This window comes from Saccharopolyspora gloriosae (genome assembly GCF_014203325.1).
In the GTDB taxonomy this organism is placed as follows: Bacteria; Actinomycetota; Actinomycetes; order Mycobacteriales; family Pseudonocardiaceae; genus Saccharopolyspora_C; species Saccharopolyspora_C gloriosae.
Window position 1 is genome coordinate 6,672,063 of sequence record NZ_JACHIV010000001.1, and the last position, 13,712, is coordinate 6,685,774.

Below are 13,712 nucleotides of genomic sequence, written 5' to 3' on the forward strand. Positions count from 1 at the left end.
CGGCCGAGGCTCCGCGAGACCCCTGCTCAGGCCGAGATCAACGACGGGTTCCACCCCGCGCAGCACGAGTTCGGAGGGCTCCGCATGAGCATCACGGTGCACTGGTTCCTGCCCACGCACGGCGACGGCCGGTCCATCGTGGACCGCCCGCACGTGACGGCCGTGGGGGCGCAGACCCCGCGCGAACCCGACATCGACTACCTGGCGCAGGTCGCGCAGGCCGTCGAGCACCTCGGGTTCACCGGGATGCTCACGCCCACCGGCAGCTGGTGCCAGGACGCGTGGGTGACCACGGCCGCGCTGCTGGGGCGCACCAAGCGCATCAAGTTCCTGGTGGCGTTCCGGCCCGGTTCGCTGACGCCGACGCTGGCCGCGCAGATGGCCACCACCTACCAGCAGGTCTCCGGCGGCAGGTTGCTGCTCAACATCGTCACCGGCGGTGAGTCCACCGAGCAGCGCCGCTACGGCGACTGGCTCGACCACGACAAGCGCTACGAGCGCACCGACGAATTCCTCGCCGCGATGCGCGCCATCTGGTCCGGTGCCCCCGCCGACTTCGACGGCGAGCACTACCGGCTGCGCGGCGCCACCGCCTACGACGTGCCGAACCCGCAGCCGCCGCTGTACTTCGGCGGTTCCTCGCCCGCGGCGCTGCCCGTGGCGGCGCGACGAGCCGACGTGCACCTGACCTGGGGCGAACCGCCCGCGCAGGTCGGGGAGCGGATCGCCCGGCTGCGCGAGCTCGCCGCCGCCGAAGGCCGCACCCTGCGGTTCGGGCTGCGGGCGCACACCATCACCCGCGACACCTCCGCCGAGGCGTGGGCCACGGCGCAGCGCTTCCTGGACCAGATGGATCCGGCGGACGTCGCGGCCTCGCAGGCGAAGTTCGCGGTCACCGAATCCACCGCGCAGCGCCGGATGGCGGAACTGCACGGCGGCGTCCTGCACTCCGACGCGCGCGCACTCGAAGTGCACCCCGGCCTGTGGTCCGGCGTCGGGCTGCTGCGCGGCGGCGCCGGAACCGCCTTCGTCGGCAGCCACGAGGAGGTCGCCGACCTCATGTCCGAGTACCACGACGTGGGCGTCGAGGAGTTCGTGTTCTCCGGGTACCCGCACCTGGAGGAGGCGTACTGGTTCGGCGAGGGCGTGCGCCCGGTGCTGGCCCGCCGCGGCCTGCTCGCCGAGCAGGGCGCTCCCGCCGCCGCACCCCGAGTCCCGGACCCCAGCCCGGCGTCCTGACCCCGAGCCCGGAATCGGGGCGAAACCCGATGGGACCGGGCGATCCGCGCTCCTACCGTCCGAGACGACCGTGAACGGATCGGACGGGGGCGGCGATGGCGAGCGTGGCGGTGGTCGAGGTGCCGGCGGTGCCGGCGGTGGTGCGCGGCTCGATCGGGCTGTGGGTGTGCGCGGTGGCGACGGGCGTGGCGGAGACGGTGCTGCAGGTGCTGCGCGCCGTCGCCGGGGAGCTGCCCGCGGACGGGATCGCGGGCCAGCTGGGGGTTCGCGCGGTCGTGTACGCGGCGCTGCTCCTGCTGGTGCTGCGCCTGCGCCGAGGTGAGCCGGGGACCCGCTGGGCGGTGGCGGTGCTGATCGGCGGGATCGGCACGCTGAGCATGGTCGGCGGCCCGCTGCTGGAGATGGCGCACGGGGCGCCCGTCGCGGCGGCGTGGGTCGACGGGACGGGCGCGTCGGCCTGGACCTTCGCCTCCTTGCGCGCGTTCCACCTCTGCGCGGTGCTCGGAGCCCTGGCGCTGCTGTTCTCCCCCGCCGCCAACGAGCTCTTCCGGAGACGGCGCCCGTAGGCAGCGCCTCCTCCACCTGTCGCGGAGGAGGCGCGCGCCTCGTTTCAGCCCGCGTGCTCGTCGCGGGACCGGACGGCGATGTCCGGGTGGTCGCTGAAGATCCCGTCGATGCCCTGGGCGAACAGCGCGTCGAAGTAGCCGAAGACGTCGCCGAACTCGGCGGGCACGTCGGAGGAGCGGAAGTCCTCGGGCAGGAACTCGTTCTCCGCGCGAACCGTGTACGGCACGACCTCCAGCCCGGCGGCGTGCGCGTCGGCGGCGACCCGCGTGGGGCCGGTGAGGTGGCCGCTCTCGTCGACCGGCAGCAGCACCTTCGTGTCCGGCCCGATGACGTCGGCGTAGCCCGCGATCTCCCGCAGGCCCTCCGGGGTCACCAGGTCCGCGTAGGTGCGCGGGTCGCCGGCCTCGATGAAGTCCTGCGGCGCGCCGCTGCCGCTGATCAGCTGCACCAGCCGCACCCGCACCGAGCGGTCCAGCTCCCGCAGGTTCGCCACCTCGAAGGACTGCACCACGACCTTCGCGTTCGGGCGGTTGAGCCCGTTGTCGTCGAGCGCCCGCGCGACCTTCGGCTCCAGCGGCAGGCCGATGCGCCGGAAGTGGCTGGGGTGCTTGGTCTCCGGCGCGACACCGATCTCGCGGTGCAGCTCCCGCGACAGGCGGTCCGCGAGGTCGACGACCTCCTGGAAGGTGGGCACCTGGAACCGGCCGTCGTAGATCGTGTTGTTCGGGCGCAGCTCGGGGATGCGTTCGACCGCCCGCAGCGCCTTGAGCTCGGCGAGGGTGAAGTCCTCGGTGAACCAGCCGGTCAGCTCGACACCGTCGATGACCTTGGTGGTCCTGCGGTCGGCGAACTCGGGGCGCTCGGCGACGTCGGTGGTGCCGCTGATCTCGTTCTCGTGCCGCGACACGAGCACGCCGTCGCGGGTGGAGACCAGGTCGGGCTCGATGTAGTCGGCGCCCATCCGCGCCGCCAGCTCGTAGGAGGCCAGCGTGTGCTCCGGCCGGTAGCCGGAGGCGCCGCGGTGCCCGAACACCTCGACGCGGTCCGCCTCGGCGGGAGCGGACGGGGCCGCGGCGGCCGGGAGCTGCGCGAGGCTGCTCAGCGCGGCGACCGTGGACACGGCGAGCGCCGCCAAGCGCGTCCGGATCAGCATCTGTCCTCCAGTGGTGGTTCGTGCGCGGGAGGGGCCGCGCGCCCGGCTCGACCCTCGCCGGGGCGAGCGACGTCGTCGGCAAGACCACGCGACCATCGGGTGAACTCGTCGTGGGCGCCAGGCGTACCGCGCCCGGTTCTGGCTGGTCGGGGCCGATCGGCGGAATCGGCTGTCCGGTTCGCCACACCGTTGCGGGGGGCCGCCGCCGGGCGGCGGCGGGACGCTCTACGCTTCCGGGCGTGCGAATCCTCGTGATCGGGGCAGGTGGCAGGGAGCACGCGATCGTGCTCGCGCTGTCGAAGGACCCATCGGTGACCGCCCTGGCCTGCGCTCCCGGCAACGCGGGTACCGCCGCGCTCGCCGAGCCCTACGCGGTGAACGTCGCCGACCCCGCGTCGGTGACCGAGCTCGCCACGACGTGGAAAGCGGACCTGGTCGTGTTCGGCCCGGAGACCCCGCTGGTCGCGGGCGCCGCCGACGCCGTGCGCGCCGCCGGGATCGCCTGCTTCGGCCCGTCGAAGGAAGCCGCCCGCATCGAGGGCTCCAAGGCGTTCGCGAAGGACGTCATGGTCGCCGCGGGCGTGCCCACCGCGCACAGCGAGACGGTGGACAACCCGGCGAAGCTGGACGCGGCGCTGGCCCGGTTCGGCCCCACCTGGGTGGTCAAGGACGATGGGCTCGCCGGCGGCAAGGGCGTGCTGGTCACCGGTGATTTCGACGCGGCTCGCGCGCACGCGCTGACGCTGCTCGACGACGGCCACCCGGTGCTGCTGGAGTCGTTCCTGGACGGCCCGGAGGCCTCGCTGTTCTGCCTGGTCGACGGGAGCACGGTGGTGCCGCTGCTGCCCGCGCAGGACTTCAAGCGCGTCGGCGACGACGACGCGGGCCCCAACACCGGCGGCATGGGTGCCTACGCGCCGCTGCCGTGGGCGCCGGAGGGCTTCACCGACACCGTGGTGCGCACCGTGGTGCAGCCGGTCGTGGACGAGCTGGCCGAGCGCGGCACCCCGTTCTCCGGGCTGCTCTACGCGGGCCTGGCGTTGACCTCGGCGGGCCCGCAGGTGATCGAGTTCAACTGCCGGTTCGGCGACCCGGAGACGCAGGCCGTGCTGTCGTTGCTGCACACGCCGCTGGCCGGGCTGCTCAACGCAGTCGCGCACGGCGAGCTCGCCGCCGCTCCCGCGCTGGAGTGGGAACCGGGTGCCGCGGTCACGGTCGTCGTGGCCGCCGAGGGCTACCCGGGCCGCCCGCGGGTCGACGACGTGATCACCGGGGGCGACGCGACCGGCGTGCTGCACTCCGGAACCCGGCGCCGCGACGACGGCGCGGTGCTGTCGGCGGGCGGCCGGGTGCTGTCGGTCGTCGCCACCGGCGAGGACCTCACCGCCGCGCGCGACGAGGTGTACCGCCGCGTCGCTGGTGTGCGGCTGCCCGGTTCGCACCACCGCGTGGACATCGCGCTGCGCGCCTCCCGCGGCGAGATCGCACCGCCCGCCTGACGAGTCGAACCGGACGAACCGCACGCGCGCCCTCGCCGCGTGCGGTTCTTCGCGTGCGCGCCGGTGGCATTCGGCTGCTTTTCCCGGAAAACACCGCCGGTCGGCGCAGTCGCCCTGGTAATCATGGATCCGGCCGGAACGGCGCGGGTGGGGCGCGCCGGACGTTCTGCTCCGGACCGTGAACCCAGCGAGGAGTGGTCGTGGCGGACGCCGGTTACAACATGGGGGCGCTGGAGACCTGCCGCTCCGCGCTGGAGGGCAAGGCGGGCCCGGTCGGTGCCATCGGCGACGGGTTCGAGAACCAGCACGTCGACGCCGCGATCTTCGGTGAGCTGGACGCCGCCGCCGGGCTGGCCTCGGCGATCACGAACCTGGACGGCGTCGCCAAGGCGCAGTTCGACGGCGCCGAGCAGCTGCTGCGCGGCGTGAGCGGGGCGCTGGACGCGGTGCGCACCAGCGTCGAGGAGATCGAGCGCACCAACGCCGATTCGTTGCGGATCTGACCACCGCCTGGACTGGGGACGACATGGGGATCTCAGGGGAAGTCGCCGGCAAGCCCGGTGGTGCCGCGCTCGCCGAGCAGCTGCGCAAGGTCGAGAACAGCAAGCCCGACGCGATCCGCGAGATCGGTCGGCGCTGGCGCACCGCGAGCGGATCGACCGGGGACGCCGACGGCCAGGTGCAGAGCGCCGTCACCGGCCTCGACGGCGCCTGGCAAGGGGCCTCGGCGGACGCCTTCGTCGGCTACATGGGGCAGGTGCGCGGCGGTTTCGACGCGGCGAAGCAGACCTTGGAGAGCTCGGCGGACGCGCTGGACCAGGCCGCGGACGCGGTGCGGACCGCGAAGGACGCGGTGAACGCCATCGGCGAGCGGGCGCTGGCCGACGCGCGCAACGCCGAGAACACCTACCAGCAGGCGGTGCTGGCGCACCCGAACGATCCGCCCGCGCACCAGCTCGCGGCGCAGGTGCGAGACGACGCGATCCGGCGCGCGATGGACGCCCACGCGCAGGAGGCCACCACCAAGGTCGCCGAAGCCGACGACGGGCTGAACGCCGCGCTGACCTCGCTCAACGACGCCGCCGGTGGCATGAACGAGGTGTTCACGAAGATCCCGAAGGCCGGTGAGCAGGGCTTCACCCCGGCGCAGGGGCGCAGCACCGAGTGGAAGTTCCAGGACCCGGAAGGGCCCGCGAACACCGCGCCGTCGAACGCGGCACCGGGTACGACCCCGCCGGGAGGACCCGGTCAAGGCGGGCCCGGCGACTCGACCGGAGGGTCCACCGGGAACTCGGGGTCGTCGAGCGGATCCGGCGGTCCAGGCGGGAGTTCCAGCGGGAGTTCCAGCGGGTCGGAAGGGGCGAGCGGATCCAGCGGTTCCTCCGGCGGCCTCGGCTCCAGCGGTGGCCCGCCGAGCAGCGGCCCGCCGCCGGGCGACGTGGACCAGTGGATCCGCGAAGCGATCAAGATCCTGCAGGAGAACGGCATCCCCGTCACCGAGGACAACATCGACGAGATCTGGACGATCATCGAGAAGGAGTCCGGCGGCGACCCGCACGCCATCAACGACTGGGACTCCAACGCCGCCAAGGGCACCCCGTCGAAGGGCCTGATGCAGTGCATCGACCCGACCTTCGAAGCGCACAAGCTGCCGGGCCACGACGACATCTACGACCCGGTGGACAACATCATCGCCGGGGTCCGCTACACCTTCGACCGCTACGGCGGCTTCGAAGGCCACCCCGGGCTCAAAGCAATGTCCGACGGCGGCGGTTACCAGGGGTATTGATCGGCTCTTTTTGCTTTGGTGGTCGGGTGGCGGAACCTCAGCGTCCTTCTCGCTGCGGGATCTTTTTCCCGAGTGGCTCCGCCACGAGGGAAAAAGCCGTCCTCGCGAGAAGGACGCTGAGAACCCGCGGGTTGTCACCTTTTCGACGTGGGCTATGTGCTTCGCACATACAGGCACGGCTACGCCGCAAGGCAGGCTTGGCTTCGCATCCCAAGGCACGGCCTTCGGCCGCACGGCACGGCTTCGCCGCCCACGGCACGGCTTCGCCGCAAGGCAGGCTTCGCCTTGCTTGCCCTTCGCGGTCTTCGCGCTGGCCGGACGTCTTAAGCCGGGGTGGTTCGTCTGGCACGCTGGCGGGCATGGTCAGGTCAGATTCCCTTGCCGCCGCTCAGCGCGCGAACGTTCCGCCGTTCCAGGTCATGGAGGTGCTGACGGCCGCGGCGGCGCGGCAGCGCAGCCGCGGAGATGTGGTGTCGCTCGCGGCGGGTCAGCCGTCCTCGCCCGCCCCGCGGGCGGTGCGGGAAGCGGCGGCCGAGGCGCTGCAGCGGCACTCCCTCGGCTACACCGAGCAGCTCGGCCTCCCCGAGCTGCGCGACGCGGTCGCATCGCATTACCACCGCGACGGCGGCCCGGCCGTCGAGCGCGACGAGGTCGTCATGACCACCGGCGCTTCCGGCGGGTTCCTGCTGGCGTTCCTGAGCGCGTTCGACGCGGGCGATCGGGTGGCGCTGGCCCGGCCCGGTTATCCGGCCTACCGCAACATCCTGCGCGCGCTGGGCTGCGAGGTCGTGGAGCTGCCCTGCGACGAGTCCACCCGCTTCCAGCCGACCGTGGCGATGCTGGAGGAGCTCGACGAGCCGGTGCAGGGCCTGATCGTGGCCAGTCCGGCGAACCCGACCGGCACGGTGCTCACCGGGGACGAGCTGGCGGAACTCGCGGGCTGGTGCGACGAGCGCGGCGTGCAGCTGATCAGCGACGAGATCTACCACGGCATCGGCTACGGCGAGCCGCTGCGCTCGGCGCGGGAGTTCTCCACCGAGGCGATCGTGGTGAACTCCTTCTCGAAGTTCTGGTGCATGACCGGGTGGCGGCTCGGCTGGATGCTGGTGCCGCCGCGGTTGCGGCGCGCGGTGGATTCGCTGACCGGCAACTTCACCCTGTGCCCGCCCGCGCTGTCGCAGTACGGCGCGATCGCCGCGTTCGGCGCGGACGCGTACGCCGAGGCGGCCGAGCACGTCCGCAGGTACGAGACGAACCGGGAACTGCTGCTCTCCGGCCTCGCGGAGCTCGGCATCAAGCGGGTCGCGCCCGCCGACGGCGCGTTCTACGCCTACGCCGACATCGGGGACCTGACCGACGATTCCGCGTTGTGGTGCCACCGGCTGCTGGAGGAGACCGGGGTCGCGGTGGTGCCCGGCGCGGACTTCGACCCGGAGCGCGGCGACCGGTTCGTGCGCATGTCCTTCGCCGGAGCCACCGAGGACATCGCCGAATCCGTCGCCCGCCTGGCCTCCTGGCTCACCTGACCCACGCCGAGTGAACGGACCGCTCGTCCAATCCCGTTGGACCAACGGTCCGTTCACCCGTCTCCGCACAGCGCTTCGAGTCCCGCACGGCACCTGACCCGAGTGAACGGACCGCTTGTCCCATCTCCTTGGTCGAACGGTCCGTTCACCCCGTCCTGCCCGGCGAAGTCGCGCTCGTGGCGCGGCGAACTCATCGAGTGAACGGACCGCTTGCCCAATCCGGTTGGTCGAACGGTCCGTTCACTCGTTCCGCATCGGCGCGCTTGGCCTGCTGGAGGTGGGCTTGGTCGGAGTGAGCGGACCGTTCGTCCAATCTCGTTGGTCGAACGGTCCGTTCACTCCGTTGGAGCCGCGGGCCGGTGTGGTCACCCTGGTCGGGCCCTGAGATGGCCCTGATGTGCTCGGCGGATCGGGGTTCGCGGGGCTCGTGGTCTGGCAAGCTGGAGTGAGTTCTCCTGATCGGGGTGGTCGGCATGGTGTGGAAAGTGATCGGCGGCTTGCTGCTGCTGTGGCTCGTGGTCAGCGTCGCGGGCTTCGTGATCAAGGGCTTGTTCTGGCTCGCCGTGATCGGGGGCGTGCTGTTCGTGGCCACCGCCGCCATCGGCTACGCCGGCGACCAGAAGAAGAAGCTCGGCTCCAAGTGAGTCCGGTGGGGCCGGCGCGCGCCGGCCCCACCGCGCTCAGCTCCGCGCGACCGCGGGCCGCGCCGCGCCGCCCAGCTCGGCGGTGGGCACCCGGTGGGTCTCCCGCCCGGTCGCGACGGCGATGATGTTGCACGCGCAGAGCACTGCGACGAACGCGGACACCGCGATCCAGCCGTCGCGCCCGGGGCCGATGGCTTCGGCGATGCTGGGGGAGAAACCGGCGATGGCGAAGCCGATCTGGGTGCCGACGGCCATGCCGGACAGCCGCACCTTCGGCGGGAACATCTCGGCGTAGAACGACGGCCAGACGCCGTTCGGTGCGCTGTAGGCGACGCCGAACAGCAGGATTCCGGTCAGGAAGATCAGCGAGTACTGCCCGGTGGAGATCGACCACAGGTAGCAGAACATGAGCACCGCGCTGGCCGCGGTGCCACCGATGAACACCGGCTTGCGCCCGATCCGGTCGGACAGCAGCGCGCACAGCGGGATCGCGGCCAGCGCCACCACGTTCGCCAGCACCCCGACCCACAGCATGGGGCTGCGTTCCAGGCCGATGGTGTTCACCGCGTAGCTCAGCGCGTGCACGGTGAAGATCGTGCTCACGGCGGCGACGGTGGAGGCCACGACGACGCGCAGCACGCTCGCCCAGTGGTCGCGGAACAGCACGGCCATGGGCAGCTCCTTGTCGGCCTTGTCGACCTCCTGCCGGAACACCGGGGTCTCGTCGAGGGTGCGGCGGATGACGAGGGCGACGATGACGACGATGCCGCTGAGCCAGAACGGCACCCGCCAGCCCCAGCTGAGCAGCTGCTCCTGCGGCAGCGCGGCGATCGGCAGGAAGATCGCGGTGGCGAGGATCTGCCCGGCCTGGGTGCCGCTGAGCGTGAAGCTGGTGAAGTACCCGCGCCGGTGCTCGGGCGCGTGTTCGAGCGTCATGGAGCTGGCGCCGGACTGCTCGCCCGCGGCGGAGAACCCTTGCAGCAGGCGCAGCACGACGAGGGTGATGGGCGCGGCCACCCCGATCTGCTCGTAGGTCGGCAGGCAGCCGACGCCGACGGTCGCGACGCCCATCAGCAGCACCGTGAGCACCAGCACCTGCTTGCGCCCGAACCGGTCGCCGACGTGGCCGAGCACGAAGGCGCCGATGGGGCGTGCCAGGTAGCCGACGCCGAAGGAGGCCAGCGCGAGCAGCGTGCCGGTGGCGGGCGAGGACGCCGGGAAGAAGATCTTGTTGAAGACCAGCGCGGCGGCCGTGCCGTAGATGAAGAAGTCGTAGTACTCGAGCGCGCTGCCGATCCAGGCCGCCCACGCGGCTTTGCGGTGTTCGCCCGGCGTCGTTGCGGGTGTGCGGGTCTCGGTCACCGAGAGGCTCCTGACGTCCTTGCTCCGTTGCTCAGGAACAGCGAGAAGCGGTTATGTACCACCTGGTTAGTCCGCAACTCTGCGGTGGCGGCCCACGCCTGTCAAGGTTCCGCTCCCGCCGAGCGCCAGGGGCGTTCCGCCGCCGCCCGGCTAGATCACGTGCGCGCGCCCAGGTAGCTCAGGACCAGGTCGCCGATCATGCGGCGGTAGTGCTCGCGGCGATCCGGAGCGAGCATGTCGCGGTCGAAGATCGCCTGGAAGGTGTGCCGGTTCGCCGTCCGGAAGAAGCAGAACGAGCTGATCGCCATGTGCACGTCCAGCGCGTCCACGTCCGCGCGGAACAGGCCCGCCTCCCGGCCGCGCTCCAGGATGCCGGTGAGCACCTCCAGCGCGGGCGTGCCGAGGCCGGGCAGCTCGGCGGACTTGGCCAGGTGCCTGCCGTGGTCGATGTTCTCGATCGACACCAGCCGGATGAACGCCGGATGCGATTCGTGGTGGTCGAAGGTCGATTCCGCCACCCGCCGGATCGCCTGCACCGGGTCCAGGTGCGCCACGTCGAGCCGCTGCTCGATGCCGCGGATCGCGGCGTAGGCGCGTTCCAGCGCGGCGATGTAGAGCTGCTCCTTGCCGCCGAAGTAGTAGTAGATCATCCGCTTGGTGGTGCTGGTCCGGGCCGCGATCTCGTCGACGCGGGCCCCGGCGTAGCCCTTGTCGGCGAACTCCGCGAGGGCCACGTCGAGCAGTTCCGCCCGCGTCCGCTCGGCGTCGCGCTGCCGAGGTTCGTCCGCGGGCCGCTCGGCGCCGTTCGGTTCGGGCGCTGCGGCGTCGGACGGCGGTGCCACCACGGGGACTCCTGCTCGGTCTCGGTGCCGGCTCGCGAGCGGAACTCGCCGGTCAGCGCCGGTTCGATCGGGTTCGGTTCCGCCCACCCTAATGCGCGGTCCTTGGCCGGGGTTCCACGCCGGGCTAGTGTGTACTAGCTAGTTCGTTCATTCGTCCGCCCGGTTCGGGTGCAGGGGGTGGCCGTCATCGGCGACGTCGGCAACGGGGTCCTCACCGGACTGATCGGCGCGGGCATCGGCCCTTCGCTGAGTCCGGCCTTGCACGAGCGGGAAGCCGCCGAACTGGGCCTGCGCTGCCTGTACCGGCGGCTCGACCTGGACGAGCTGGGCCTGCCCGCCACCGCTGTCGGCGACCTGCTCCGCGCGGCCCGGCTCACCGGGTTCACCGGGCTCAACATCACCCACCCGGCGAAGCAGCTGGTCATCGAGCACCTCGACGAGCTGTCCGCGGACGCGGCGGCGCTGGGCGCGGTGAACACCGTCGTGTTCACCGCGAGCGGGGCCGTCGGGCACAACACCGACTGGTCCGGGTTCGCCCGCAGCCTCAGCCGGGGCCTGCCGGACGTGCCGCTGGACCGGGTGGTGCTGCTCGGCGCGGGCGGAGCGGGAGCCGCCGTCGCCCACGGACTGCTCACCCTCGGCGCCGGCGCGGTGCACGTGCTCGACCTGGACGCGGCGCGGGCGGAGGACCTGGCCGCGTCGCTGCGCGGTCGCTTCGGCGCGGAGCGGGCCGTGGCCGGCGGTCTCGACGCCGGGCCCGCCGCCGCGCTCGCCGCAGCCGACGGGCTGGTGCACGCCACGCCGGTGGGCATGGCCGCGCACCCCGGACTGCCGGTGCCGGCCGAAGCGCTGCGCCCGGAGCTGTGGGTGGCCGATGTCGTGTACCGGCCGCTGGAGACCGAACTCGTGCGCACCGCCCGCGCCCGCGGCTGCCGGGTGCTCGACGGTGGTGGCATGGCGGTGTTCCAGGCGGCGGACGCGTTCCGCCTGTTCACCGGGCGCGAACCGGACGCGGACCGGATGCTGCGCCACTTCGAGACCCTCGTGACCGACCCCGGAGGCCCCCGTGTCCACGCCGCCCGCTGAACGCGCCCGCTCCATCGCCACGGTCTGCCTGTCCGGCTCGCTGGAGGACAAGCTCACCGCCGCGTCCGCCGCCGGGTTCGCCGGGGTGGAGATCTTCGAGAACGACCTGATCGCCTCCGCCGCGTCGCCGGAGCGGGTCCGCGAGCGCTGCGCGGAACTCGGCCTGTCCATCGACCTGTACCAGCCGTTCCGGGACTTCGAAGCGGTCCCTGGCGACGTGCTGCGGGCGAACCTGCGCCGCGCCGAGCACAAGTTCGACCTGATGGCGCGGCTCGGCGCGGACACGGTGCTGGTGTGCTCCTCGGTGTCCCCGGACTCCGTGGACGACGACGACCTGGCCGCCGAGCAGCTGCGCGAACTCGCCGAGCTGGCGGCCGGGCGCGGCATCCGGGTCTGCTACGAAGCGCTGGCCTGGGGCAGGTTCGTGAACACCTACGAGCACGCCTGGCGCATCGTGCGCCGCGCCGACCACCCGGCGCTGGGTGTGTGCCTGGACAGCTTCCACATCCTGTCCCGCGGCGGTGACCTCACCACGATCCGCACCATCCCGGCGGAGAGGCTGTTCTTCCTGCAGCTCGCCGACGCGCCCCGGCTGAACATGGACCTGCTGCAGTGGAGCAGGCACCACCGCCTGTTCCCCGGGCAGGGCGAGTTCGACCTGGCGGAGTTCGTCGGCACCGTGCTCGCCGCCGGGTACGCGGGCCCGCTGTCGCTGGAGGTCTTCAACGACGTCTTCCGCCAGGCCGATCCGGGCCCGGCGGCGGTCGACGCGATGCGTTCGCTGCTCGCCCTGGAGGAGTCGGTGGCCGCGCCCGCTCCCGCGCTGCCCGCGCCACCGGAGCTGTCCGGTCCGGCGTTCGTGGAGCTCGGTGCGGACGAGTCCTCGGGTGAGCGGTTGAACTCGACGCTCGCCGCGCTCGGGTTCCGGTCCGCGGGGTGGCACCGGTCGAAGCCGGTGCGCCTGTGGCAGCAGGGCGCCGCGCGAATCCTGGTGAACACCGCCCCCGACCAGCCCGAACACCGCGGCGGCGGTGCGCTGGCGGCGATCGGGGTGCACAGCGCGGACCCGCCCGCTTCGACGCGGCGCGCGGAAGGGCTGCTCGCGCCGGTGCTGCCCCGGTCCGCTCGTCCCGACGAGGCCGATCTGTCTTCGGTCGCCGCGCCGGACGGCACCGCGCTGCTGTTCTGCCGCACCGACGCGGACCGCGACGCGGGCTGGCTGGGTGATTTCGGGGCGTCCGAGCCGGAAGCGCCGGCGGCGGGCGTCACCGGCATCGACCACGTGGCGCTGACCCAGCCGTTCGACCACTTCGACGAGGCGATCCTGTTCTACCGCTCGGTGCTGGGACTGCGCCCGGCGCCGCCGGTGGAGTTCGCCGCCCCGTTCGGCCTGGTGCGCAGCCGGATGGTGCTGGACCGGGACGAGACGGTGCGCATCGCCCTCGATTCGGCGGTGCTGCGCCGCGGCCCGTGGGCGCCGGGCGTGCGGCATCCGCAGTGCGTGGCGTTGAGCAGCGACGACGTCTTCGCCAGCGCGCGCGCGATGCGGGAGCGGGGCGCGGCGGTCGTGGCGATCCCGGACAACTACTACGACGACCTGGACGCCCGGTTGCGGCTCGCGCCGGACCTGCTGGCCGCGCTGCGCGAGCACTCGGTCCTCTACGACCGCGACGGCGACGGCGAATACCTGCACTTCTCAGTAGCCGTGCCCGGTTCCCGAGTCTTCTTCGAGATCGTCCAGCGCACCAACGGCTACCGAGGCCGCGGCGAGATCAACGCCCCCGTCCGCATGGCCGCCCACCGCCGCCGCCGCCTCGAAGCGCAATAACCCGAGCCTCCGCCCCAGCGGCGAAGCCGTGAGTGGGGCGGCGAAGCAAGCCTGCTTTGCGGCCGAAGGCCGTGCGTTGCGGCGTAGCCGTGCTCTGGGCGGCGAAGCACGCCTGCCTTGCGGCGAAGCCGTGCCTGTATTCGCGCAGCGAATAGCCCACGCCGAAAAGCCGACCAC

General features: G+C 72.4%; 12 protein-coding genes. 9 read left to right on the forward strand and 3 right to left on the reverse strand.

Annotated elements, in window-relative coordinates:
- The first annotated feature begins 84 nt into the window (after nucleotides 1–84).
- The gene (locus BJ969_RS29025; protein WP_184484303.1) at nucleotides 85–1,239 is read left to right on the forward strand and encodes an LLM class flavin-dependent oxidoreductase; all 1,155 of its coding nucleotides are present in this window, start codon (nucleotides 85–87) and stop codon (nucleotides 1,237–1,239) included.
- A 95-nt stretch (nucleotides 1,240–1,334) separates the two neighbouring features.
- On the forward strand, nucleotides 1,335–1,805 hold the full coding sequence (locus BJ969_RS29030; RefSeq protein WP_184484305.1) for a hypothetical protein: 471 nt from the start codon (nucleotides 1,335–1,337) through the stop codon (nucleotides 1,803–1,805).
- 44 nt (nucleotides 1,806–1,849) lie between these two features.
- Here BJ969_RS29030 and BJ969_RS29035 read toward each other — a convergent pair whose 3' ends face one another.
- Nucleotides 1,850–2,959, reverse strand: coding sequence for a glycerophosphodiester phosphodiesterase (locus tag BJ969_RS29035; protein WP_184484306.1), 1,110 nt, complete (start codon nucleotides 2,957–2,959; stop codon nucleotides 1,850–1,852).
- A 239-nt stretch (nucleotides 2,960–3,198) separates the two neighbouring features.
- Between BJ969_RS29035 and purD the strand changes: the two genes are divergently transcribed.
- The 5 genes from purD (at nucleotide 3,199) to BJ969_RS29060 (ending at nucleotide 8,417) form a co-directional block, all read left to right on the forward strand.
- Nucleotides 3,199–4,458, forward strand: a complete 1,260-nt coding sequence (gene purD, locus BJ969_RS29040) for a phosphoribosylamine--glycine ligase (RefSeq protein WP_184484308.1) — start codon at nucleotides 3,199–3,201, stop codon at nucleotides 4,456–4,458.
- A 200-nt stretch (nucleotides 4,459–4,658) separates the two neighbouring features.
- Nucleotides 4,659–4,961 carry a hypothetical protein gene (locus BJ969_RS29045; protein ID WP_184484310.1) on the forward strand — a complete coding sequence of 101 codons (303 nt, stop codon included), beginning with the start codon at nucleotides 4,659–4,661 and terminating at the stop codon, nucleotides 4,959–4,961.
- Nucleotides 4,962–4,984: 23 nt separating this feature from the next.
- The gene (locus BJ969_RS29050; RefSeq protein WP_184484312.1) at nucleotides 4,985–6,247 is read left to right on the forward strand and encodes a transglycosylase SLT domain-containing protein; all 1,263 of its coding nucleotides are present in this window, start codon (nucleotides 4,985–4,987) and stop codon (nucleotides 6,245–6,247) included.
- 359 nt (nucleotides 6,248–6,606) lie between these two features.
- Nucleotides 6,607–7,773, forward strand: a complete 1,167-nt coding sequence (locus BJ969_RS29055; RefSeq protein WP_184484314.1) for a pyridoxal phosphate-dependent aminotransferase — start codon at nucleotides 6,607–6,609, stop codon at nucleotides 7,771–7,773.
- A gap of 473 nt (nucleotides 7,774–8,246) precedes the next feature.
- Nucleotides 8,247–8,417: a hypothetical protein gene (locus BJ969_RS29060; RefSeq protein ID WP_184484316.1), complete on the forward strand. Its 171-nt coding sequence runs from the start codon at nucleotides 8,247–8,249 to the stop codon at nucleotides 8,415–8,417.
- A 36-nt stretch (nucleotides 8,418–8,453) separates the two neighbouring features.
- On the opposite strand, the gene BJ969_RS29065 is transcribed toward BJ969_RS29060, so the two are convergent.
- Together BJ969_RS29065 and BJ969_RS29070 are read right to left on the reverse strand one after the other, a co-directional pair.
- Nucleotides 8,454–9,779 (reverse strand): MFS transporter, encoded by a 1,326-nt coding sequence (locus tag BJ969_RS29065; protein ID WP_184484318.1) that lies wholly within the window; start codon nucleotides 9,777–9,779, stop codon nucleotides 8,454–8,456.
- A gap of 155 nt (nucleotides 9,780–9,934) precedes the next feature.
- Nucleotides 9,935–10,522, reverse strand: a complete 588-nt coding sequence (locus BJ969_RS29070) for a TetR/AcrR family transcriptional regulator (protein WP_221316998.1) — start codon at nucleotides 10,520–10,522, stop codon at nucleotides 9,935–9,937.
- A gap of 276 nt (nucleotides 10,523–10,798) precedes the next feature.
- Between BJ969_RS29070 and BJ969_RS29075 the strand changes: the two genes are divergently transcribed.
- On the forward strand, nucleotides 10,799–11,707 hold the full coding sequence (locus tag BJ969_RS29075; protein ID WP_343071655.1) for a shikimate dehydrogenase: 909 nt from the start codon (nucleotides 10,799–10,801) through the stop codon (nucleotides 11,705–11,707).
- Complete coding sequence (locus BJ969_RS29080; RefSeq protein WP_184484320.1) at nucleotides 11,688–13,535, forward strand: TIM barrel protein; 1,848 nt, start codon at nucleotides 11,688–11,690, stop codon at nucleotides 13,533–13,535. Before BJ969_RS29075 ends, BJ969_RS29080 begins: the two co-directional genes overlap by 20 nt.
- Nucleotides 13,536–13,712 lie beyond the last annotated feature (177 nt).